This window comes from Paenibacillus pasadenensis (assembly GCF_023715725.1).
Taxonomy (GTDB): Bacteria; Bacillota; Bacilli; order Paenibacillales; family Paenibacillaceae; genus Paenibacillus_O; species Paenibacillus_O pasadenensis_A.
The window spans coordinates 68,449-91,246 of sequence record NZ_JAMBOT010000010.1; the positions used below are offsets into that span (position 1 = coordinate 68,449).

Sequence of the window (22,798 nt, forward strand, 5' to 3'; positions counted from 1 at the left end):
GGCATCTTATTCACTTTCGCTCTTCGCAACACTTTGGAATTCGGCGAGCAAATCATCCAGACAGTCGCTGATTGCGTCGGTATCTCCGACTTTAACCGCTTTATCCAACGCTTGCTCCACCTTTTGCACCGTTGCTGCTTCGAACGTCTCATCAGTCAGGGAGAGTTTCACTTTTACAGGCTCCGACATTACAGCCGCTTTGCCAGCATCCTCTTCCAGCTTTACTTTCCCTGCTGGTTTCTTCTCCAGCTCCTTCAACGTTTTTTTCCATTCCGCCACCTTTTCAGGAGCGTATTTCTCAGCAAGTTTCACATAATCGCGGCGCGGCACAGCTATCGTTTCGGCTACTTTGTCTGCGGAGGTTTCTTTCTTCGTCATTTCTTCCTTAATTACGCTGGAGCTAATGGTGTCGCTCAAAGGACTGACGGCGGCACTGGCTGCCAGCGGACTGGCTAAAGCGGCGAATACGACGGAGGCGAGGGCAACTTTGCTAGCGATACGGCTTTTCATCATGTGGGGTAGCTCCTTTGGGTGTGGGTTTGTCTGACAAGGTCTATCGTACGCCTGAGGTGTGGCATGAAGTTGGTGAATTTGTGGAAAAACAATGGCACAGGCTATGGAGAGAAACATGCTTGTTATAATGGGGGAACCGAGATTAAGGAGCAGGAGGTCAGATGCATGCAGGATATTACGGTTGCTATTGTGGATGACGACGAGAATATTCGCCATCTGGTCGAGGCTTATTTGATCAGAGAAAATTATCAAACGATCGGACTCGCTTCAGCCGAAGAAGCCTGGGCCCTTTACCGGGACAACCCTCCGGATTTGTGGGTGCTCGACATTATGCTGCCAGGAATGGACGGCTTCGAGTTATGCCGGAAGATTCGCGACAAGGCCGAGGTGCCGATCATTATGATATCCGCCAAAGACAGCGAGGTGGACAAAATACTCGGCTTGGAGCTCGGAAGCGACGATTATTTGGTCAAACCGTTCAGTCCGCGCGAGCTGGTTGCCCGCGTAAAAAGGCAATGCCAGCGCTGGTACAGAGGAAGATTAAACGATTCGCAAACCGAGCAGGAGGAAGCTGTAACGCTGGGCCTTCTGCGCATTTTGCCGGAAGAGCGCCGCGCCTTTTGGGAGGAGCAGGAGTTAGAGCTAACGTTTAAGGAGTTTGAGCTGCTGCATGTGTTTGCCAGAAATCCGAATCGGGCGTTTAACCGGGAAGAGCTGCTTGTGCAGGTCTGGGGCGACGATTATTTTGGGAGCGACCGCGCGGTTGACCATCTGATTAAAAGGCTTCGCAAAAAATGCGCCGAGCTGCCGCTTGAAGCGGTGTGGGGACATGGCTATCGATTGCGTCTGGAAGGAGGCGATGGAGAATGAAGCTGCAGCTCCAATTCAATCTGGCATTTGGCTTGCTTCTGGTATTCGTACTCGGTTTTGCAGCCGTCCTGATCCATTTTGTGTTACTGGATTATTTGGTGGCAAATCAGAAGCAGGAATTGAGAAAAATAAACACGGAAATGGCAGCAAAGCTGGGGGCAGCTGTGGGAGGGCAGAAGGCAGCAGTTCCATCCTCGGATCGTGGAGACAGCTCGAACCCGGAGCAAGCTCCACAGGATCAAACCGCGTCGCCGGATGGTACAAAGGCTGTTAGCAAAACAGAGGCTGCACAATCTCTGTTCGAGGAGTATTCCGGTTTGGCTTTATTGCTGGATGAGGATGGGAATGTTGTCCAGTCAAGCAATGAAGTTCGCTCGCTGCCCAGTGAAGCGCTGAAGCTGGGAAAGGAGGACAGTACTCAATTTACAACGATATCTCCAAATCAAGGAAATTATATTTCTGATGTGCTGGAAGTGCCGGGGATCGGTCGGCTGGCCCAATTGACGCCGCTTAGCCAAATTAAGCAGTTTGAGCGGGCGCTTATGGGAAGGCTGCTGCTTGTTCTGCTTGCCGGCGGTCTGCTTGCCTTACTGCTTAGCATGCTGCTGACGCGCAAATTGATTCGTCCTCTTATGAAGCTGCGCGGGGAGCTGCATAAAGTTCAGGAGCGCAGGTTCGGCGAAGTCAGCTTGGTTCAGGCTGGAGGAGAGATCGGCAATGTTGCCCGGACGGTCTATGACCTGGCTGGCGAGCTGGATCGTCACAACCGCGCGCAAAAGCAGTTTTTTCAAAATGCGTCCCATGAGCTCAAAACACCGCTCATGTCGATTGCCGGTTATGCGGAAGGAATCCGCGACGGAGTCTTTCAAGGCGAGCAATCCATTAAAGGATTGGAAATAATCCGCAATGAAGCGGGCCGTCTCACGCGAATCGTAACGGAAATGACGCTGCTCGCGAAGCTGGAAAGCGAAGAGGATATATTTCAGCCGTCCGGCGTGGATGTGAAGGAGCTGATTGAGGATACGGCTGAACGGGTGAACCCGTTGCTCGGAAGCCGCAGCATCCAGCTAAATATGCAATGGCCTGACCAGGAGCCGAAGCGCCATTTAATAACGGCAGACCGGGACAAGCTGCTGCAAGCCTTTCTTAACCTGTTATCCAATGCGATCCGCCACGCGCAGTCGACCATAAACGTGGAGGCGATATACGGCAAAGATTCATTGACGGTACGCATTCACGACGACGGGCCGGGTTTTCCGGAAGAACTCATACCGAATTTATTTAAGCGTTTTGTGAAAGGGAAAGGCGGAGAGACTGGACTTGGCCTGGCCATTTCACGGGCAATCGTTGAGCGCAGCGGCGGGACGATAAGCGCCGGCAACGACAGCGATGGAGGCGCGGTGTTAACCGTCGCTCTGCCGCTCACGGGAGCTCTCCAAGCCCGAGGAAAGGTACCGCCGCTGGCTTTACAATCTTAAGCAGGCTGCTGTCGCATTTATCCAATTCCTCGTTTTGCCGTCATGATACACTGATGGTGAACAATGATGGAGGAAGAGGTGACAGGATGGAAGAGCTGCGGTATACCATTTATGTAAATGCTTCTCCAGAGGAAGTGTGGAAGGTATTTGTGGAACCGGAAGGAACGCGGGCTGTGTTTTTTGGGTCGGTGCTGGAAACGGATTTTAAGCCGGGGTCGTCCTTTCGTTACGTCGGGCCGGGCAATGACGGGGAGCGCACCGTTCATGTGTATGGAGAAGTTTTGGAGTTTGAGCCGAATGTCCGTATGAGCTATACGGAGCATCCGGGTCCTTCTTACCGGGACAACCATGCCGAGCTGGAAACCCGCGTTACGCTTGTGCTTGAGCCGGTCGGCTCAGCGACGAAGCTGACGCTGGTCAACGACCGCTGGCCGGACGGCCATCCATCCTACGACAATACCCGCGAAAGCTGGCCCATGATTTTGAGCAGCGCCAAGACGTTTGCCGAGACGGGCAAAACGATGGATTTTGGCTGGTCATAATGGGATAAACCCTCTCAAACTCAATTGGATGGGAGGGTTTTTCAGTAGGTTTAACTAGATCTACTACGAGTTAAAAGTTTTGCGCCTTGACTAAGTTGAGCTTCTTATTCTATAGTCATGGTGGGCCCTTATCTAGCTGATTATGAAAGTGCCTGAGAATAGGCGCGTATCAACGGCAAACAGCCCGCGCGGAATCTGCAAATTCCGGACGAGCGATACGTATGCTGCGATATAAGCCTTCCATTCAACCAAGGAGGTGAATTTCATGGCTAAAGACGTACTTTGTGAAGTGGATAGCTGCAAAAACTGGGCTTCCGGTAACAAATGCAACGCTTCTTCCATTTATGTGACCAGCAATCGCGGACAAGCGAGCAATTCCCAAGAAACCGACTGCAAAACATTCGAAGTTAAAGCTTAATGGATTCATTCACGAGGCAGCCGTGCCAGCGGCTGTCTTTTTTGCGCATACCGCCTCTGCAGACGGTACAGCGGTTGTTCTCGCTTCATCTACTATACTCAATAATGATTATTGTTATCAAGTGGTTTGGAGAAGTTTTTTTAAAAAAAGAGTCAACGTTCCCTATCCTATGTTAAAATCAGTTTCTGGAATCTTGGAAAAATCTTTCATATAAGGAGCGAGAAGGTTAGGAAATGAAATTTGTTCCAAAGCGAGAGCTGCTGCCGGCGCTGAATACCTGGTTGATCGTCGGATTTCTGCTTGCGGGCGGTATAACAGGTTTACGGAATGATGAAGAAGATTGGATAATCCGGCATATCGTCTCGGTGCTGATTCTGTTGACCGCGGCTTTAATTGTCTGGATCTGGTCCGGAACCTCCTATACCTTCGGTCAGGAGCACTTGAGAATTAAGATTGGCCCGATCGTCAAACGTATTCCCTATCGCAAGCTGTCCCGTGTCCGGCATACGGAGCCTTCGCCAATGAGCCTTTTTGCGCTGCGGCGCATCGAGCTGTCGGTTGGAGCTTATGACTGTTATCAGCTCGCTCCGAAGCAGGAAGATAGGTTTCTGGAAGAGCTTTGCGAGCGCTGTCCGCAGCTCATTGTCGAGCAGGCGGCTGCGGGCAGCGAGCGCTGATTGCTTTATTTCGGTTAACGGATGCCCCGGCGATTACGATAGAGCAAGTAGATGAAAAATGGAGCCCCTACGGCCGATGTAAACACGCCGACCGGTATGTCGAAGGGCAAAAATGCGGTGCGGGCGACAAAATCGGCCAGTACGACGATAAGACTGCCGCATAAAGCGGATACAGGGATGAGCCGTTTGGCAGATGGTCCGACGAGCTGTCGGGCGATATGCGGCCCGATCAGTCCGACAAAACCGATGGAGCCTCCAATCGCAACGGCCGATCCGGCGAGACCGACGCTGATGGCGATCAATCCTCTGCGGCTGCGCTCCACGTGGCTGCCAAGACCGGAGGCAGTCTCGTCGGACAGCATGAGCACGTTCAGGCTCCTGCCATGATAAAGAGCGATGATCAGGAACAGAGCCGTCCAGGGCAGGAGCGTCCAGACATGCTGCCATGACGTGCCGTAAATGGTTCCGGTCAGCCATATATACGCGTCCGTTGCCGTATAGACCGAGCCTAACAGCAGAATCGTGTTTGTGAAGGCAGTGGTCAGCGCCCCCATGCCGATGCCGACAAGAATGAGTCTGGCGGGAGTCACGCCGCGTTTCCAAGCCGCCGAATAAACGATGACGGACATAAGAGCCGCCCCGGCCATTGCGACGGCAGGCAGCCAGTGAATGCTGAGCGATGCGGGACGAAAGGTGAGAAAAGCCGAAGCGGCAGCCGCAGCCCCGCCGGATATACCGACCAGATCGGGCGCGGCAAGCGGATTGCGGAATACTCCCTGCAGCAGCGTCCCCGCCACCGAGAGCGCTGCACCGGCCAAAATGCCTACGAGGAGCCGGGGCAGCCGGAACTCGCGAACGATAACGAGATGCTCGACAGCTCCGCTGCCGCCAAGCGCCTGCAGCATCAGGGCAGGACGGATATACGATTCGCCGAATAGCAGATAAGCGAAGGCGGTCAGCGCCAATCCCAGACTGAGCAGCAGCATCCAGCCCTTTGTGCGGCTGAGGTGTTTGCGGCTCCGGGGCGGAGCAGCTGGAGACGGCTGGTGCGGCTGTTCATGAGAAGATCCGGCATGAACGGGTCTTTTTTTATTTTGGTTAGCGCTCATGAGCCGGCCCTCCCTTTGCGTGCGATATATAGGAAAAATGGCGTGCCGATGACGGCGGTCAGCACGCCGACGGGAAGCTCTTGCGGCATGATGATGTATCGGGCGGCAACATCGGCCGCAAGCAGCAGCATCGCGCCAAGCAGAATGCTGTACGGCACCATCCAGCGGTGATCGAGCCCGGAGAAAAAGCGGGCGATTACGGGAATGACGATGCCGATAAAGCCGATCGGACCGGCTACAGCAACGGAACCGCCGGCAAGCAGCACGATGGCGATGCCGCCGATGATTTTGACGAAATTGATGTTCAGGCCGAGTCCTTTGGCAGTCTCTTCCCCGGCGGCCAGCAGATTCAGATGGCGGGCGAGCAGCAAGGCTGCAGCTATGCTGATAAGCATATAAGGCGCAACGGCTGCCAGAATGCCGAGCGGCCGTCCCGCGATGGAGCCGCTCATCCAGAACAGCACGTCCTGCAGCGATGCCTGGTTGCGCACGAGCATTCCTTGTGTGCCGGCAGCAAACAGCGCCGACATGGCCGAGCCTGCCAGCACGATGCGCAGCGGCGACAGGCTGCTGCTGCCGAGCGCGCTCAAGCCGTAGACAAGCATCGCGCCGACGGCTGCTCCGGCGAAAGCCGCCCAGGCGAGCAGATCGACGCTTTCAACTTTCAGCATCGTAATCGCGAATACGACCATTAGCGCTGCGCCGGAATTGATGCCAAGGATGGAAGGTGATGCAAGCGGATTGCGCGTTATCGCCTGCATGATGACGCCGGCTACGGCGAGGCTGGCGCCTACTGCGGCGGCAATCAGCGCGCGCGGCAGTCTGGTCAGCCGGATAACTGCCTGGTTCATGGACGTCTCATCGTAATGAAACAGCGCCGCCCACACTTCGGACAGGCTGACGCGTGTATAGCCCAATATGATGTTTGCAGCGGCGAACAGGAGCAGCAGTGCCACTCCGACTGCAAGTCCGGCGGCTTTGAGGGCGGTTCCGGGTAAGCCCAATTGGTTCATCGTATCGCTCCTATCGGGATTTACGCTGAAAATCCCGCTCCGCGAGGGGGCGCGGAGCGGGACGAGACATAACGGATGACATTTATTGAGGTCGGACTAGTCGATGTTGAAGTAGAAATAGAGGTCGTCGAGCATTTTGTCTGCTGCGAGCGGTCCGCCGGAAAGATTCCAGTTGACGGCGTTGACCTTGTAGTATTTCTTGTTTTTGACGGCTTTAAGGTTGGACCAGAGCGCGTTGTCAATCCATTCCTTTTGTGTTTTATAAATAGCGCCATCGCCGTCCCAGTCTACGGTGAAATCAAAGATATAATCGGCATCCAGCAGCGGTATTTGCTCTTTGGACGGAATGTTGAAGATGTCGGACGAAATATCCGTTTGGGCTTTCGGGAAGCTGAAGCCCAGGTCCTTCAGAATGTTGGGAGCAAATCCTTCTAGGTAGAAGCGCGCCGTACCGTTAGGATTGATGCGCATAACGGACACATCAATGTTTTTGATGCCGCTGCCCATCCGCTTTTTGAAGTCGGCAGTGCGGGAAGCCCATTTGGACAGGTAAGCGTCGGCTTTGGATTGTTTATTCAAGACATCGGCTGCAAATTTAAGATTGTTCTGCCAGCTGAAGACGTCCTCGGTCATCACCGTCGGAGCGATTTTGTTCAGCTGATCGTTGATTTTTTCATGACGCATTTTAGAGGCGATAATAAGGTCCGGCTTCAGGTTGGCTATTCCCTCCAGGTTAGGCTGGGTTTCGTCGCCGAGATCCTTGACGCCGATCAGGCTTGGGCGCAGGTACTCATAAAACGGCTGCTGCAGGTAGGATTCCACAGCACCGACCGGCTTGACGCCGAGCAGAACGCTGGTGTCTACCATGCCGTTGAACAGGATGACGACGCGCTGCGGCACGCTTTTCAGCGTTGTAGAACCCATAGCGTGTTTAAACGTTTTAACCGTTTGCACGGTCAGCGTTTTGGAGGAGTTGTTCCAGTTCGTCCATACGCCCAGAGCGTCGGACAGTGCTGCAGCAGGGACGAGAACGTCTTTGCCTTTGGCAATTGGAAGCGCGGAGAGCGTGAGGGCTTTGCCGTTCAGCGTCGCCTTGGTGGAGCCAGGCGTGAAGCCGATCGTACGCGTTCCGCGAGTGATGACCATTTTTTTGCTGGCGGAATCGGATTTGTAGGTAGCGTTCAGCTTAACAGCAAATGCTGCTGCAGGCAGGTACACGCGGCCGTTGATAATGGTCGGCTTTACGGAGCCGAAGCTGGCTTTGCTGCCGTTAATCGTAACAGATACCGCTGTGGAGGCTGCGGCGGCCGAAGCGGCCGGGATGAGCGATAAAATAAGTGCAAAGCTCAAAATGAAAGCGAATAATCGGTTTCCTGAGAGTTTCATCTTGTGGTATCACCTTTCCTGAATAGAGTTTAGGTTGACGGGCCTTGAAGCAGTTCGTTCAAATCGCGGTACGTCTGGTACAGTCGGTACGATACATCAACCGGGCTTTCGGCAGAATCCTGGTTCAGCAGCAGAGTGAGGTCGGCGCGAACGGCAGCGGCTTTATCTGCGTGAAGCGACTTCATATCAGCCTCAATTGCAAGCCAGATGCCGGCCAGCTGCTCGGTCAGCGAACGGAGTGTTTCTGCTTCTCCGGCCTCTGCAGCCTGCTTCAGGTCCTTGACGGCGCTGCGGCTGGACTGAAGCCCTTCTGCGGCATCGGCTACGGTAGCTTCCTTAATGCGGCTCCAGGCATCGCCGTCTGTCGGCTTTTGCCCGCTCTCCGCTTCAGCCTTGGCTTTTGCTTTGGCTGCAGCCTCCGTTTCCCCGCCCTCCGAACGGCCTGTTCCGGTTTCTGTATTTCCGGCGCATCCGCTTGCAACAAGCGCTGCCAATACGAGCAGCACGAGCGCGCGGTAGATCTTTTGATGCAAGAACATCCCCCATTTTTGAAGGCGTAATGAAAATGATTCTCAATACATTCTATGCGGACAGGACTGGGCTTGGATATGCACAGGATTGCCCTCCTTGCATGGATTATATTGTCATTTTGGTGTCGGGCCAGAAGGGAGATTGAGGGGCAAATAGGCCGCAGCTGTCATTCTGTCCCCCCAATCGTGTATGATGAATAGACTTAAATGGTGGAGGTTTACGATGGATTACATCATTCTCGATATTGAGTTCAATGGGAGAAAATTCGCCAGCGACAAGCCGATGGAAGTGATTGAGATCGGCGCAGTGCGGCTGAATGACCGCCTCGAGCAGGTCGACGAGTTTTCCTCGCTGATCAAACCGGTTTATTTTGCCAAGCTGAATAGCTTTATCCGGGAGAAAACGGGCATTCCGCAGGAGGCGATCGATACGGCCAAAGGCTTCGTGCCGGTCATCCGGGCGTTTCGCGAATGGCTGGACCGCAGCTCGGTCTGCACGTTCGTCACCTGGGGCGGAGAAGATCTGAAGCGGATTGTGCTGGACACCCGGATGCATCGGCTGGACGATACGTACTGGCTGGGGGCAGACTATTACGATCTGCTCAAGGTCTACCTGCGCACACGCGGGCTGAGCAACGATGTCAGCGTGGAAAAGGCGCTGGAGGAGCTGGCCATTCCGGCAGAGGGCTCCGCGCACCGGGCGCTTGATGACGCGCGAATGACAGCGCAAATTTTCCGCCGTGTGTTCCCGGATATCGCGCCGGATACGGATATTCGCCGATATAAGGACACCTATTCCAATGCCAAGGAACGGCGTATGGTCAAAAATGCGATTCGAGGTTTGGCGGTGTTGAAGGTGCAGCCTACATGGGAGCTGGTGGCGGAGAAGCTGGCGAAAGCCAAAGTCAACATGGACAATGTCAAAAAGGCGGCTGAGCTTAAAGCCTATTATGATATTGAAGCGGCGAAGCCAGTGAAGCCCCGTCCTCCTCGTCCGGCACAGCAGGAAGAAGGGCATGCTGGGGATAGCGGAGGCGATGCGGCTTTATCGGCGAAAGCAGCAGATGAGGATGAGGCAGCTCAAGTGTCAGCGGCTTCTGAGGATTCCTTCCGTGCCGGCCTGGAGCAGGCGGAGTAAAGCGAATAAAGCAAACGCGCTTAATAAAAAGAGACGCCTCACCGCTCTGTGCGGGGGAGGCGTCTGTTTGTGCTTGCGCTCTAGCTTGCGCTCTAACCCGGTACCTCGGATAGCTCCAGTATGACCGGGCAGTGATCGCTCCCCAGCACCGCGCTGTCGATGTCCGCCGATGTAATCAGCGGGCGCAGCCGGTCGGAAACGAGGAAGTAGTCGATCCGCCAGCCGATGTTCCGCTCACGGACCTTCGGCATGAAGGACCACCATGTATAAGCGTCTGTCCGGTCGGGGTGGAGGAAGCGGAACGAATCGGTAAAGCCCGATTCCAGCAGTGTCGTCATGCAGCCGCGCTCCTCGTCCGTAAAGCCGGAGTTGCCCCGGTTGGGACGGGCGTTTTTGAGATCGACGTCCTGATGGGCGACATTGAGATCGCCGCACATGACAACCGGCTTCACGGCGTCCAGCTTCCGCAAATAATCCAGCATGCGGGCTTCCCATTCCAGCCGGTAAGGGAGCCGCGATAGATCGCGCCGGGAGTTGGGCGTATATACGTTGACCAGATACCAGCCCTCGAACTCCAGGGTCAGAATGCGGCCTTCTTCTTCAAAATCGTCCTCAAGCCCGTAACGTACGGACAATGGCTTATGACGCGTCCATACGGCGGTGCCGGAATAGCCCTTACGCGCGGCGTAGTTCCAGAACAGATGATAGCCCTCGCCATGCTCCAGCTCAATCTGTCCCTCCTGCAGCTTCGTTTCCTGCACGCAGAACACATCGGCGCCGACCGCTTCGAAATAGTCGGCAAAGCCTTTTTTGACACAGGCGCGCAGTCCGTTCACATTCCATGATACAAGCTTCAAGTTGTTGTCCTCCTGGTGCTTCATCGCCCATTAAGTGTAGCACGGGAGGAGGAGGCTGTCAGCGGCGGCAGCCAGACAAAACAATCCAGTCCGCCAGCTTTCGGCATGCCGCAAGCGATCCGGTTAAGAGACTCCCTCCGGCATGCGGGGCTTGCCGTTGCAACCGGACGGGCAGAGCGTGCGCGCAGCGAAAAAACAGCCCTCCTGTAGAAGGGCCGTTTCTGTTGTCGGCTGGCGAAAGGTTAGCCTTACTTGCCGAGGGCGGCGAGCAGCGACTCGCTGGTCACGATCAGCTTGCCGTTTTCGGTTTTAAACTTAAGCGGAACCGGCTTGTTGTTTTTCTTAGCGATGCCTTGGCTGTGGTACAGCACAATGGTGCTGCCGCCAGCTTTGACAAAGGTGACGTTTTTCTTGGCATCGAAGGAGGAGCTTCCGCCGACAAGGCTCAGGAAGTCGCTCAGCTCAAGCCAGTTGCCTGCAGCCGGCTTGGAGCCGTCAAGCCGCAGTCCAAGCGCGTTCGCCATCGCGTAAAACACCTCGGTGTTGTCCATCGTGCCGGTGAAGTTGTCCGAGCCAGGGCCGTGAGCCATCAGCGGCACGTCGTCAGCGGAATGGACCTCGGTGGACTCGTCATGCGGAAGCGTACCGGTATGATGGAATTTCTCTTTGTCCGGCGCATCCGGATCGTCAAGCGTTTGCGGATTGGCGACGTATTTATCGCCGTCCTTGATGGCTGGAGCGACCGGGATGGAGTTGAAAATATAATCCTCGTAGTAATCCGGCGTCGCGCCAAACGTTACGGCCAGCTTGCGGTCGGTATCCGGGGAATCCGGAAAGCCGTCTTTATTGGCGTCCGTGTAGTTCGGAAACCCGGAAGCCTCGTAGGTTCCCAGCGCGTCGCGGCCGCTTGCCGTTTCCGTCTTCTGGTACGTGCCGGCGATGCTCGCCGTGTGGGAATGGTCGGCGGTTGCGATGACGAGCGTATCGCCGTTTTTGTCCGCGAAGGCGCGCGCCAGGCCGATCGCTTTATCCATCTCGATCGTGTCGTAGGCGGAGCGCTCCCAGTCCATCGTATGAAGCTGTTTGTCGATGCTGGCGCCCTCCACCATCAGGAAAAAGCCGTTTTCGTTCTGGCTCAGCACTTCAATTGCTTTGCTCGTCATATCCCACAGCGTCGGCTGGTCGGTAAAAGACTTCAGAGCTGCCGTGTTATTCGTCGAGCGGTCGTAGTACACGTTCATGTCGCTACTGTGGAACAGCCCCAGCAGCTTTTTCGGGTTGCCGGACGCTTTCAGGCCAGCTGCATTTTCCACATACGAGTATCCGGCATTTTTGAAGCCGTCGATAACGTTCGTTTCATCCGCGCGCTTGCTGCCGGTTGCGGATTTTGGCAGGAAGTAGGCGGAGCCGCCGCCCATTACGACCTCCGGCTGCAGCTTCAGCAGCATTTCGGCGATTTGCGGTTTGTCCGCACGGCGGCGCGTGTGGGAAACGAGCGAGGCCGGCGTGGCGTCCTCGACCTCGGAGGTCGTCACGATGCCGACGGACATGCCGCGCGAGCGCTTCAGCATTTCGGCAATCGTTTCAACCTTGGGATCGTCGAGCGAGCTATCGGTATTATCAGGATATACGCCAAGCGCGTTGACGGCGGATTTATGACCGGTCATATAGGCGCTTGCGCTGTTGGCGGAGTCCGTCACGATGGAGTCCATGCCGGAAGTGGTCACGTAGGCGCGTTGCTGCAGCTTGTCCATTTCCAACAATCCGTTGTACTTGCCCTCTGTCAGCCCTTTGGACATCGCGCGGGCAATCGTTACGCTGGATACGCCCATTCCGTCACCGATGAACAGGATGACGTTTTTCGCCTTTTGTCCGGCTTCGGAGCTGTTGACGACCTGATAGGTTACGGAACGGCTTAAGCTGCCTGCTTTTACACGGACGGTATAGGTGCCAGGTTTGGCAAAAGAGACGTTGCGGATCGTAAACTCGCGGCTTTTATCGGTGGAGGTTTTTTCGAACGTTTTGCCAAAGACGGTCTCGGCGTTTTTGCCGTTGATCAGGATGCTGACATCGGACGCTTGTCCGTTCCAGTTGTTTAGCTCAACGCGAAAATCGAACTTTGCGCCGGCCAAAAACTTGGCGTTGTGGATCGGCGCGATATAAATCGATGCCGTCTCTTGAACCGACGCTTCCGCAGCCGCTACCGGACCGATTCCAAGCTCCGCAAGTCCTGCGCCGCCGATGGCCGTCGTGGCCGCCAACATAGTACCAAGCCATATTTTTCCTATCCTAGCCGGTCTCTTCATTCTAAATAACCCTCCTAATATAACGAGTCGGAATACTGCACAACCGTTATTTTAAGAGGGAAATATTAGGTAAATGATAAAGCGGCGTGAAGAGTTCGTAAATCTAACGCGGCTGTTACCTTTCGCTTATCGTGCCGTCTTCAAGAACCGAACCCGGCGGGCGAAGTCCATTCTTCAACTGCCGAATGGAATAACCGAAGTCCATTTGCAGATGTAAGTGATCGGGATATTCCTTTCCGCCGCTCCCCATGGTGAACCCGAGCTTATTAGCCAGTTCAATGACCTCTTTCCAATCCGATTTTCCGTTCCTATTGCCGTCGTAATTCATGTTCCAATCCAAGTTACCTCTCTGAATAAGGACAAAATCAACCGCAAGTCCATAGTTGTGATAAGAATCGCCGCCTCTGTCATTGGTGACGATACGGCCTGCCTTGCTTCGTCCCTGCTCATATAGCTTGTCCTGTTCCGCATAACTGCGAAGCCCGCCGTTGTAAACGACTTGAATGCCGATGGATTGAGCTTGAGCATACAGCTGCGTGAGGGCTATGGCAACTTTGGGATGGATCTCGGATACGGCTGGTACTTCTTTATAAAGGCTGGGCGATATGATTTTATCGAACACGCTCGGCAATTCCATTTTCACTATGGCTATGTTTGCTGCAAGCAGCCCAAGCGTTAGAATAACCCAGCCGATTCTTCGCTGCAAAGATCGTTTCCAGGCGCTTGAGCTGGATTTGACGGGGGTTGTGAACCGCTTCATAAATTGCGTACTCCTTTAGGCGTCAAATTTCTCCGAATCAGCTCCTAGTAAATACCCGGGCGAGGTTTGGTTTTGAGCCTAGCTTCTCCAAAACATGATGATAAATGCATAGGTAAAAAGCCGCAGAGGCTCCCTAATCAGGAAATCCTCTGCGGCTTCAAGGGTCGATGCGGCCCGGGCACTATTCTTCCTTTGTTTCTCCGCTTATCGTCCCGTCCGCGAGCAGTGAGCCCGGAGGGCGATTTCCTTGCTGCATCTCCCGGATGGAATAACCGAAGTCCATTTGCAGATGAGGATTGTCTTTGAAATCCGGCCAATCGCCGCCCCAGCTGAAACCGAGTTTTTTCGCAATCGCTACGACCTCCATCCAGTCGGCTTTTCCGTTCCGGTTGCCGTCGTATTCCATATCCCAAATGTAATCTCCCTGGCGGTTTTCCAAGGCAAAATCAATCGCGAGCCCATAGTTGTGAAAGGACTCGCCGCCTTGGGCATGAGTGACGATGGAGCCGTCCGTGGTGCGCCCGCGCGCATACAGCTCATCCTGCTCCGCGGAGCTGCGGAACCCGTCGGTGAACACGACGGAGATACCAGCTGCTTTTGCCTGGCGGGTGAGCTCCTTGCTGGCTGAGGCCAACTCGGGATGGAGCCCCGATACGGGCGGAACGTCTTTGTAGATGCCTTGCGGCACAACTTTATCGAATAGGCGCGGGAACTCCAGCTTGAAGAGAGCTGCGCCCGCTGCGACTAGACCAAGCATAATGATAAACCAGCCGCCTCTTCGCCGGCCTTGGTGCACCCGTTTCCGGACGTTCGGGCCTGAAGAGACGGAATGATTGGAAGGCTGCATGAAGTAGTGAGGCTCCTTTAACATCAAAATAGATCGGGACTAACCTCCAGTGTAGACGATTACGGGCGAAGTTTGGTTTTCAATTATAACCAAAAGAGCCGCAGCAAGCGCTCCGGCGAGGAGGCTGTCTGCGGCTGCGGTGGCTGGCGCGGGTTAAGAGCGCCAATAGAAATTAGTCGACGTCCGGACCGCCGTCCGGCTGATCTGCGGCATCGTCGGCAAATTTCTCGAAGGTGGAATCATTCATGACCCGGCGGGCGGACATGTAGCGCTTGGCGTAATAGGACTCGCTCAGCTTGCTGATAATGACTCCCTTGCTGGAAGAGGAATGGGCGAACTCGCCGTCTCCGACATAGATGCCGACATGGGACACGCCTCTTCCGCTTGTGTTGAAAAACACAAGGTCTCCCGGCTTCAGATCATCCTTGGCCACTTTTTTCCCCATAGCCGATTGGGCGGAGGAGGAATGAGGCAGGGTGATTTTGAACTGCTTGAACACGTAGGACGTAAAGCCCGAGCAGTCGAAGCCTTTGGCCGTCGTGCCGGCTGCCTTGTAAGGTGTGCCGATAACGTCGTTAATTACGCCGTCCATTTTGGAATTGGCCAATGCGCTCTCCGCTCCTGCGGAGAAGAGCAGGGCTAGTCCGAGGACGAGGGTAGCTGCTTTCTTCTTCAAAACTGGAGTGCTCCTTCCAGAGCCTACGAGGTTAGCTGTGGGGTTCGGTTGAAGGATCCCTATGATTTATCCGGCATTGCGCCCAAAATCAATTCACCCTGAAAATGGTTCCCCCGTTTCCATCAACGATGGAATTCGGCATTATGTACGTTTCTGAGGAGGAAATATTCTGGCTTTTCCTTAATTCTCCTCCCAAAAACGACAATTTCTCATAATTCTCATGATTCAAAACCGGTATTGGTTACGCTTTCGCTGTCGGGTTAAGGCGAAGGAAGGACCTGGCTTCTTTCCTCGATACGGACGTATCCGTACTTATTTAACTGCTGAGCGTAAACGATAAAAGCTTCAATTTCTTCGTCTGACGGATACGGCCTGCCTTTAAATCATAGTTGGATAGCTGGAAGCCTCTGCTTAAGAGGCTCTCCGTGAGATGAGTACCGATAAACCCGCTTCCGCCTGTCACAAATATCCGATCCATGGCGCTCCTCGATTCTAATGCGAGATGGATGACAACCGTTTCGTTACGTCATTTGCTGTTCTTTTAAGTGAAGGGCAATGTTTTCTATGGTATTGAAGTTCTCTAGAATCAGTTGATTGTCATCAAAGGAAAGGTTATGCTCATGCTCCATTTCAACAATGATTTGAATCAGTTGGAAGGAGTCTATCCCATATAAGGTCAAATCCTCCGACAACCCGATCGGGCTGGCCGCTCCAAGCGTCTTTTGAACTTTGCGGCTAACCGCCTTTGTAATATCCTTCATACTGGTTGACATTGCAGCTCCTCCTCTCAACCGTGCCGTCTTGACCTTCGATGTAAATGTTATCCAGATTTATGGGGAGGTACAAGTTTCAAATATGTAGTTTTGTACAAAACGGATCCTTTGGAACGTCTTATTTTTCTTGATTTGTATCAAAAACAGGAGCATGTGCAGGCGTTCCGAACCGGATAGGGCATAGAGATCCGATAAACGTCCTTGTCCTTGGGAGTGGTTAACCGTCCATGCGCATGAAAAAAGAGCCGTCCCCAGGACGGCTCTTAAGTCTTTTGGTATTCAATCCGCTCCGCGCGGAAAGTTTTGCACATTTAAATGGTGTACAGCGCGTTTTCCATCATCGTGACGAGCTTGGCGCGCATGCCCATCAGAGACATCAAAGCTCCCTCTTGCAGCTCTCCGGCCTGCGGATTCAGTCTGGCGTGCTCGGTTTGCAGAGCTTCCAGCTCTTCGCCGCTCCGGTAAGCGCCGGCACGGCCCAGCAGTTCACCGATCGCTTGGTGAAGCCGCTCATAGTAAGCATGAATGTGTTCGTTCATCGTTCTTCGTTCCTCTCTGTCTAAAAAATAAACTCTCTTTCATCTTGTCCCGTTATCGGCTTGATCTATCCTTATTAAGTCATACAAATGTAATTTCATTGTCAGCGGTATATAAAGTTCTTGTACACGATTCTGACTCGGCAAGGGACGCGGCCGCCTGCATGATATATAAACGAATGTCGCTCAATAAAAACAAGACTAAATTGTCGGAGAATTTACACGATTGTATTCTAACGATAAATGGTTGTCAACTAATATGACATAACTAGTGCTTTTTAGCGTTGTTTCGACCAGCAGCTGAATTGGGACGCTGCGATCCAGATATCGATCATCGTCCGGATAAAATGATATGCCTGCTGGATGATAAGCCCCGCCAGGCCGGCAAGAGCCATCGCGCCCGCACTGACTCCGGCGGAGATCAGGCCGGATGCCAGCAGCATGAGCAGGCTGAGTCCCGCTACCGGCAGCAGCCGGTTCAATGCTTGTTTGAGGCCGGCTCCAAATCCCATGTCGGAAACGGCGCCGAACTGCAGGCCAAGCGTCAGCAGATGCAGCAGGCCGATCCAGAGCAGCCAGCCGCCCAGCCAGGGCAGAACAGCGGCAGCAAGCTCAGGCAGGGTGGAGTAGTTCTGGGCATGCCCGATTACTTTTTTCGCAACCCACCAGACGGGAGCCAGAGCCAGCAGCAGCTCGGCAAAATGGAAGAGCATGACCGGTTTCCATTTGCGCCTGATGCCTTCCATCACCTTGGTGCCGCCCGTGCCTCCGCTCTCCGCTGTGTGCCGGATGGAATAGTAGAGACCGGCATTAAATAAAGGCGAAGCGAGCAGCCGGACGAGCAGAAGGCCGCCAAGCAGCCACAAATAAGGATCGGCAAGGCCGGTTTTCATAAGCCGGAATTGCGATTCGGCCCAGAACAGGGCATCCCCGCCGGGAGTGGGGCCGCCTGTTCCCGGATACCGCTGAAGCAGCTGCAGCACGACGCTGTCGACAAAGCGGTAGAGGAAAAAGCCCCAGAGCAGGCGGTATAGGAACAAAAGCGCTGCGATTGGCAAGTGTTTAACCGTCAATCCCCAGCCTTGCTTGAGATAGGTGGACATAAATGAGACACTCCTCTCCTCGCCGCTTTACCAGGCGAACGCTCCTGCAAGCCACTCTAGCGCTTTCACGATGCCGATGCCGATTCGCACCCGCTGCTCGGGCGGGGCTTCGGCCCGCAAATAGTTGTTGATCTGCCGGTTGTCCAGCGCATTGGTCCGCAGCGGATCAACCGCCGCCCAGAGCAGCGGGGAGGAGGAGTTCAGCTTGTAGAGGACGTTGGTCTCAATGCCATCCCATGTGCGCTCAACCGTTTTGCCGTCGGCAAATTTGAACGTTACCGGCACGGGGCCGTACACGCCGTCCATGCGCCGGATGACAACCTGGGATTCATAGTCGGATTTGCCGGACTCGCTGCGGGATTTTGCTACCCGAATCGAGTCAACCGCATAATCGGCCATCTGGCCTCCGTAGACGAACTGGCTGAAGTAATCATCCCAGCTGTCCTTTGTTACCTGCTCCACAACCCGCTTGAAGTCGGCTGTAGTCGGATGCTTGAATTTATACTGGTTAAAATAAGTCCGCAAAATCTTGTTCATTACGACAGGGCCGGTTCTGTTCTCGATTCCGTTCAGGACCAGCTTTGCGCGGCTGTACACATTGTCGGCATAGCGGCTGTGAGGACCGTACGACCAGGACAGCTGCTTGAGCGGCGCCGGGTCCGTCACATAACTCGCTTCAAGAGCAGTGCGGGGCTCTACGCCGTACTCGCTTTCCATGACCTTGTCCTCGGCGTACGAGGTAAAACCTTCGTCCAGCCAGGCTTCCTCAAATTCATTGGAGGCGACCATGCCGTACCAATACTGATGTCCGATCTCGTGCACAACGGCGCGCTCCAGGCTGTAGCCGGGATTGTCCGTATCTGCGGCAAAAGCGGTGACAAGAGTCGGATATTCCATGCCGCCCGCGCCGCCTGCTCCAGCCGGCGGTACGACGATGGACAAGCTGCTGTACGGATAGGTTCCATACCATTGCGAGTATTTGGCGAGAGCGGACTTGGCCGCGTGCATGTACCGCTCCGCCAGGCCTTTGTGCTTTGGATCGAGATAAAGCTTGATGCGGACGCCTGGAACGCCGGGAGAGGAGAAAGCCTCTTCGCTGACGATGAAGTCCGGCGAAGCCGACCAGGCGAAGTCATGAACATCTTCGGCATAGTAGGTGAAAAGCTGCCTTCCGCCTTTCGATGCCTCGGCAGGTTTTGTTTGTACGCCGGTTGCGGCAACCTTGTATCCTGCGGGCGCGTCGATGCGCACCGTGTAAAGGCCGAAGTCGCTGTAAAACTCGGAATTGCCGTGGTATTGATGGACGTTCCAGCCTTCTGCGCGGGAGGAGGTAGCGGTGTTGTAGGCGGCGATTTTAGGGAACCATTGACCGGCCATGATGAACTTTCCGGAATAACCCATACGCGCGAATACCTCAGGCAGTCCGACGCTGAAGCCGATGTTCAGCGTAATCTCTTCTCCCGGCCCGACCGGCTCCGGCAGCTTGAACTTGGCGAGCGTGAAGTCATGCGGGTTGCCGTCATCCGGTTGAACAAAATGGACGCGGGGCAGCAGGCTGGCGCCGTCTTCGGTTTTGAGCGATTCCAAGCGCATATAACCGCGGCTTGATTCGGTAGCCTTGTCCTCCCGCAGCTTTCCGCCGGACTCCTTCATAAAGGTCGTTTGCTCGGACAGAAAAGCATTGGGATACAGATGAAGATACATCTCCGATACCGTCTTTTTGCCGGGGTTTTTCCAGGTTACCGTTTCCGTACCGGTCAAGGTGTTGCCGTCGAGCTTAACCGCGATGTCGTAATCCGTCACCCGCTGCGATAACGGCTGCGGCTTTGGCTGCGTTTGCGGCATTGGCGCAGGGGTGGATTCGGACGCCGGCTTGGACAATTTGCCGGTATTAGCGGGCAGATCGTTCTGCAGGCTGCTGAGGGCGTGTCCGATGGCGGAGCCATTATGAATGCCGGTACCGGATTGTGCGTAGGCTGTGCCGGTTCCCTTCGCAACCGGGAGCGGCAAGAGGGTGATTAAGAGCGCTGCGAGCAGCGTGTTTCGAAATGATCGGCGAAAGATCATGAACCGTTTCCCTCCCGTTGACAAGCTTGTAAGCCATCTATATGTTTGCTTTTGCGGGATTATTAGCTAAAATGAAAAATATCGAATACAAGCCCCTGCCTGTACCGTTTTATGCGGCTTGCAGGGGCATCGGACTATAGATGGGCTTGGTTTGGAACAAGCTTGGAAGGGAGCAGGACATGGAAGAAAACAAAGGAACACCGCAGCCGGAGGGGGCGGCGGAGCAACCGGCCAAAGGCAAGCGCTCGCTGTCGCTTAACGTGGTCAGCAACAAGGAGCACCGGGGCTTCGGCGCGGGCACGATTGATCTGAGCCGCGTCTCTTCCGTTATCATTGACGGCAGTGAAGCGTATATCGATAACGGCGCTATGCATGCCAAGAGCAAGGTAGAGAAGGGAATCAAGTTCAGCCCGGAGAAAGAAAATGTGCCGAACGGCCGTCCGGTCTGGATCGTATGGGTAGCTGTGGACCGGGATGAGGAAGGCTCCTTTTACGCAGGGGCAACGGCCTGTCCGATGCTTATCGACACTGAGGCTCGCCGCGGCTGGAAAATTCTCGCCCAGCATGTGAACAACCTCGACTATTCGATCAAGCGCCGTTTTGTGCTGGATGAGCTGTCCGCCGAGGAAAAGACGGTGCTTCGAGAGCTGCTTATTGCCCATAACGCCGAGTGGTGGGAGCATTCGCCGCAGACGCTGAAGGATCAGCTCGGGGGTTAATAGAAGATTGGATGTACGCAAAAGAGCCTCTGCGGCAGAACGTTCTGCCGCAGAGGCTCTTTTGCGTGGCTGATAGATTCAGAAAATACCAATAGGGCTTCCGCTTGTCCGCTGACAACCGAAAGCCCTATCTCCTGCTTAACATTTTCCTATTCAATTAGACACTTACACTCCATTCCCAGCAGCTTGCGTAACCTAACGCTTGCTTCCTTCTCAGATTTCGTTTCCTCCATACAGAATGAATAACTGGTTCGTGCGCACAACAGATTTCCGTTTCAGTACCCGCATGCCCGCTTGGCCCTGCACGTGAGGCCAGCTTCACCGACTGCTGAACTGCGATGCTCAGTCGGGGACATGCTTCGCTAACCGTCTCCATTGGACTATCCCCTTTCCTCTGTGGGAGTAGCTTCATTATACCGTATGTTTACAATTAATTAAATAATCAGAATATTCAGTATTAGTCACAAATCGGCATTTTTAGATCGTTTTCGCCGCCCATTCCTAGCTTTTTGCAGTGTTAGGCTGTATTTCGCCGTTATTCGCCCGTTCTCTCTCCATTTTGGAAAGACTTAGCAACTTACAGGTGTGGAGCAGCGTCTAAATTAGCGTTGGTTAAGCACCTTGACAGCTTAGACAAATGCTACGAGGAAGGAATGAGAAAGTGAGTTACAACAAATTTTCATCTGCAAAAAGCGTCATGCAAAAACTGGCCGTTTTGCCGCTGCTCGCAGCGCTGGCTGTTGGAACGGCGGCCGTTCCCGGCGATGCAAAAGCGGCATCTGCGATAAGCATTTATTTAGACGGACAGCAGCTGTCAGCGGATGCGCCGCCGTATATCATGCCGAAAGTAAATGTGACCATGGTGCCGCTGCGAATCGTCAGTGAAGGTCTGGGCGCAACGGTCAGCTGGTCCGCCAAGCAGCGACGGGCCGATATTGAAATGTCGGGAAGCTCTATTTCCCTTATTGCAGGGCAGTCCTACGCTACTGTAAACGGAAAACGGATTAATCTGGACGCATCGATCGAGGTTAAAGGCGGCCGCACGATGGTGCCGCTCCGTTTTGTCGGGGAGCAGCTTGGTTTGAATGTAAAATGGGATGGCAAACTGCGGACGGTCCGCTTGACCTCGCCTGGAGAAAATGGGGCGAACCCCGGCACCGGAACGGAGACTCCGCCAAATCCCGGCAACGGTCCCGAGACAGGAAACCCTGGTCCGGGGACTACCCCGGGGCCCTCACCGTCGCCTCAGCCTCCGGAACAGCCAGCTGAAGATCCGGCCGAGCTTCGCGGCGCATGGGTTTCCACCGTGTACAATTTGGACTGGCCGACAGCGGCTTCCGCCAAGGCAAATGACAGCGCCAAGCAGAAACAAGAGTTTACGGCGCTGCTGGACGAGCTGCAAAAGATGGGCATGAATGCAGTATTCGTGCAAGTGCGGCCGGCAGGCGACGCCCTCTATCCGTCGCTGCTCAGCCCTTGGTCGTCTTATTTGACCGGCAAGCAGGGAGTGAAGCCGAATTACGATCCGCTTGGGTTCATGATCGAGGAGACGCACAAACGGGGGATGGAGTTCCACGCCTGGTTCAACCCTTTCCGGGCTTCCACAACAACGGATTCATCACAGCTGGATCCGCTCAGCCTCGTCCGCCAGAAGCCGGAATGGATCGTCAACGCTGGCGGCAAGCCATACATTAATCCCGGCATCCCGGCTGCCCGGCAGGCCGTTATCGACATCATTACCGAGGTGGCGGCCCGTTACGACGTTGACGGCATTCATCTGGATGACTATTTCTATCCGTCTGGAACGGAGTTTAACGATGAGGCAACCTACAAGCTGTACAGCGCAGGATCGGGCTTGTCTAAAGCCGATTGGCGCCGCTCCAACATCAACAAATTTGTCCAAGAGCTGGATCGTTCCGTCCATGCGGCTAAATCGGATGTCGAGTTCGGAATCAGCCCGTTCGGCGTCTGGCGCAACAAGTCTGTCGATCCGACCGGCTCCGATACAAAAGCCGGCGTAACCGCGTACGACAATATGTATGCGGATGTCCGTTTATGGGTTCAGCAAGGATGGCTGGACTATGTAGCTCCGCAAATATATTGGAGCTTCGCGCATCCGACTGCGGCTTACGATAAGGTCGCCGATTGGTGGATGACAACGGTCAAGGGCAGCGGAGTGGATCTTTACATTGGTCATTCTCCATATAAGCTGGGTACGCCTGAAACCGGCTGGCAATCTTCCTCCGAAATCATCAAACAACTGGATTACAACGAACAGTCCGGCTCCGTTTCCGGCGAGCTGTTCTTCAGCGCCAAGGATTTGCGGCGGAATACGCTTGGCGTCGCTGACGCGCTTAGCTCCTATTACGCCGACGTCCAATAAAGCCTGCTATTTTTATATTAAGCCCGCTCCGCGCCAAGGAGCGGGCTTTTTCCACGAACTGGCTGTTATATGCACGGTTCCCACGGGTGATTAGCCG

At 54.5% G+C, this 22,798-nt stretch carries 23 protein-coding genes and 1 riboswitch; of the genes, 8 read left to right on the plus strand and 15 right to left on the minus strand.

Annotation, left to right across the window (positions count from 1 at the left end; translation table 11 throughout):
• Positions 1-6 precede the first annotated feature (6 nt).
• Positions 7-513, minus strand: a complete 507-nt coding sequence (locus M3223_RS19285) for a hypothetical protein (RefSeq protein ID WP_251564604.1) — start codon at positions 511-513, stop codon at positions 7-9.
• 165 nt (positions 514-678) lie between these two features.
• On the opposite strand from M3223_RS19285, the gene M3223_RS19290 reads away from it, so the two are divergent.
• From M3223_RS19290 to M3223_RS19310, 5 genes are all read left to right on the plus strand, one after another.
• Positions 679-1,383, plus strand: a complete 705-nt coding sequence (locus tag M3223_RS19290) for a response regulator transcription factor (RefSeq protein ID WP_251564606.1) — start codon at positions 679-681, stop codon at positions 1,381-1,383.
• Positions 1,380-2,861 carry a sensor histidine kinase gene (locus M3223_RS19295; RefSeq protein WP_251564609.1) on the plus strand — a complete coding sequence of 494 codons (1,482 nt, stop codon included), beginning with the start codon at positions 1,380-1,382 and terminating at the stop codon, positions 2,859-2,861. The genes M3223_RS19290 and M3223_RS19295 overlap by 4 nt, the downstream gene beginning before the upstream one ends.
• 86 nt (positions 2,862-2,947) lie before the next feature.
• Positions 2,948-3,403: an SRPBCC family protein gene (locus M3223_RS19300; RefSeq protein ID WP_251564611.1), complete on the plus strand. Its 456-nt coding sequence runs from the start codon at positions 2,948-2,950 to the stop codon at positions 3,401-3,403.
• A gap of 265 nt (positions 3,404-3,668) precedes the next feature.
• Positions 3,669-3,821: a DUF1540 domain-containing protein gene (locus M3223_RS19305; protein WP_251564613.1), complete on the plus strand. Its 153-nt coding sequence runs from the start codon at positions 3,669-3,671 to the stop codon at positions 3,819-3,821.
• Positions 3,822-4,054: 233 nt separating this feature from the next.
• Positions 4,055-4,498: a PH domain-containing protein gene (locus tag M3223_RS19310; RefSeq protein WP_251564615.1), complete on the plus strand. Its 444-nt coding sequence runs from the start codon at positions 4,055-4,057 to the stop codon at positions 4,496-4,498.
• 14 nt (positions 4,499-4,512) lie between these two features.
• Here M3223_RS19310 and M3223_RS19315 read toward each other — a convergent pair whose 3' ends face one another.
• From M3223_RS19315 to M3223_RS19330, 4 genes are all read right to left on the minus strand, one after another.
• Complete coding sequence (locus M3223_RS19315; protein WP_251564617.1) at positions 4,513-5,607, minus strand: FecCD family ABC transporter permease; 1,095 nt, start codon at positions 5,605-5,607, stop codon at positions 4,513-4,515.
• Entirely contained in the window at positions 5,604-6,620 is a 1,017-nt protein-coding gene (locus tag M3223_RS19320) for a FecCD family ABC transporter permease (protein WP_251564619.1), read from the minus strand. The genes M3223_RS19315 and M3223_RS19320 overlap by 4 nt, the downstream gene beginning before the upstream one ends.
• Positions 6,621-6,716: 96 nt before the next feature.
• Positions 6,717-8,006, minus strand: coding sequence for an ABC transporter substrate-binding protein (locus M3223_RS19325; protein ID WP_251564622.1), 1,290 nt, complete (start codon positions 8,004-8,006; stop codon positions 6,717-6,719).
• 29 nt (positions 8,007-8,035) lie between these two features.
• Entirely contained in the window at positions 8,036-8,539 is a 504-nt protein-coding gene (locus M3223_RS19330) for a hypothetical protein (protein WP_251564625.1), read from the minus strand.
• A 220-nt stretch (positions 8,540-8,759) separates the two neighbouring features.
• On the opposite strand from M3223_RS19330, the gene M3223_RS19335 reads away from it, so the two are divergent.
• Positions 8,760-9,674, plus strand: a complete 915-nt coding sequence (locus tag M3223_RS19335) for a 3'-5' exonuclease (RefSeq protein ID WP_251564627.1) — start codon at positions 8,760-8,762, stop codon at positions 9,672-9,674.
• A gap of 92 nt (positions 9,675-9,766) precedes the next feature.
• On the opposite strand, the gene M3223_RS19340 is transcribed toward M3223_RS19335, so the two are convergent.
• The 10 genes from M3223_RS19340 to M3223_RS19380 form a co-directional block, all read right to left on the minus strand.
• Positions 9,767-10,531, minus strand: a complete 765-nt coding sequence (locus M3223_RS19340) for an exodeoxyribonuclease III (protein ID WP_251564630.1) — start codon at positions 10,529-10,531, stop codon at positions 9,767-9,769.
• 248 nt (positions 10,532-10,779) lie between these two features.
• A complete protein-coding gene (locus tag M3223_RS19345; protein ID WP_251564632.1) occupies positions 10,780-12,837 on the minus strand; it encodes an alkaline phosphatase in 2,058 nt (685 codons plus the stop codon).
• A gap of 115 nt (positions 12,838-12,952) precedes the next feature.
• Entirely contained in the window at positions 12,953-13,597 is a 645-nt protein-coding gene (locus tag M3223_RS19350) for a M15 family metallopeptidase (protein WP_251564634.1), read from the minus strand.
• A gap of 181 nt (positions 13,598-13,778) precedes the next feature.
• A complete protein-coding gene (locus tag M3223_RS24360; RefSeq protein ID WP_285891365.1) occupies positions 13,779-14,444 on the minus strand; it encodes a M15 family metallopeptidase in 666 nt (221 codons plus the stop codon).
• A 172-nt stretch (positions 14,445-14,616) separates the two neighbouring features.
• On the minus strand, positions 14,617-15,120 hold the full coding sequence (locus M3223_RS19360) for a C40 family peptidase (protein WP_251564636.1): 504 nt from the start codon (positions 15,118-15,120) through the stop codon (positions 14,617-14,619).
• A 5-nt stretch (positions 15,121-15,125) separates the two neighbouring features.
• A riboswitch (cyclic di-AMP (ydaO/yuaA leader) is annotated at positions 15,126-15,271 on the minus strand.
• Positions 15,272-15,436: 165 nt separating this feature from the next.
• Positions 15,437-15,598: an NAD-dependent epimerase/dehydratase family protein gene (locus tag M3223_RS24590; protein WP_353057717.1), complete on the minus strand. Its 162-nt coding sequence runs from the start codon at positions 15,596-15,598 to the stop codon at positions 15,437-15,439.
• A 43-nt stretch (positions 15,599-15,641) separates the two neighbouring features.
• Positions 15,642-15,893: an acyl carrier protein gene (locus tag M3223_RS19365; protein ID WP_251564639.1), complete on the minus strand. Its 252-nt coding sequence runs from the start codon at positions 15,891-15,893 to the stop codon at positions 15,642-15,644.
• Between the two features lie 311 nt (positions 15,894-16,204).
• Positions 16,205-16,432, minus strand: coding sequence for a hypothetical protein (locus tag M3223_RS19370; protein WP_251564642.1), 228 nt, complete (start codon positions 16,430-16,432; stop codon positions 16,205-16,207).
• 275 nt (positions 16,433-16,707) lie between these two features.
• Positions 16,708-17,532 carry a hypothetical protein gene (locus M3223_RS19375; protein WP_251564644.1) on the minus strand — a complete coding sequence of 275 codons (825 nt, stop codon included), beginning with the start codon at positions 17,530-17,532 and terminating at the stop codon, positions 16,708-16,710.
• Positions 17,533-17,559: 27 nt separating this feature from the next.
• The gene (locus M3223_RS19380; RefSeq protein ID WP_251564646.1) at positions 17,560-19,599 is read right to left on the minus strand and encodes a M1 family metallopeptidase; all 2,040 of its coding nucleotides are present in this window, start codon (positions 19,597-19,599) and stop codon (positions 17,560-17,562) included.
• A 179-nt stretch (positions 19,600-19,778) separates the two neighbouring features.
• On the opposite strand from M3223_RS19380, the gene M3223_RS19385 reads away from it, so the two are divergent.
• Together M3223_RS19385 and M3223_RS19390 are read left to right on the plus strand one after the other, a co-directional pair.
• A complete protein-coding gene (locus M3223_RS19385; RefSeq protein ID WP_251564700.1) occupies positions 19,779-20,318 on the plus strand; it encodes a YwhD family protein in 540 nt (179 codons plus the stop codon).
• Between the two features lie 697 nt (positions 20,319-21,015).
• Complete coding sequence (locus M3223_RS19390; RefSeq protein ID WP_251564702.1) at positions 21,016-22,701, plus strand: family 10 glycosylhydrolase; 1,686 nt, start codon at positions 21,016-21,018, stop codon at positions 22,699-22,701.
• The last annotated feature ends 97 nt before the right edge of the window (positions 22,702-22,798 follow it).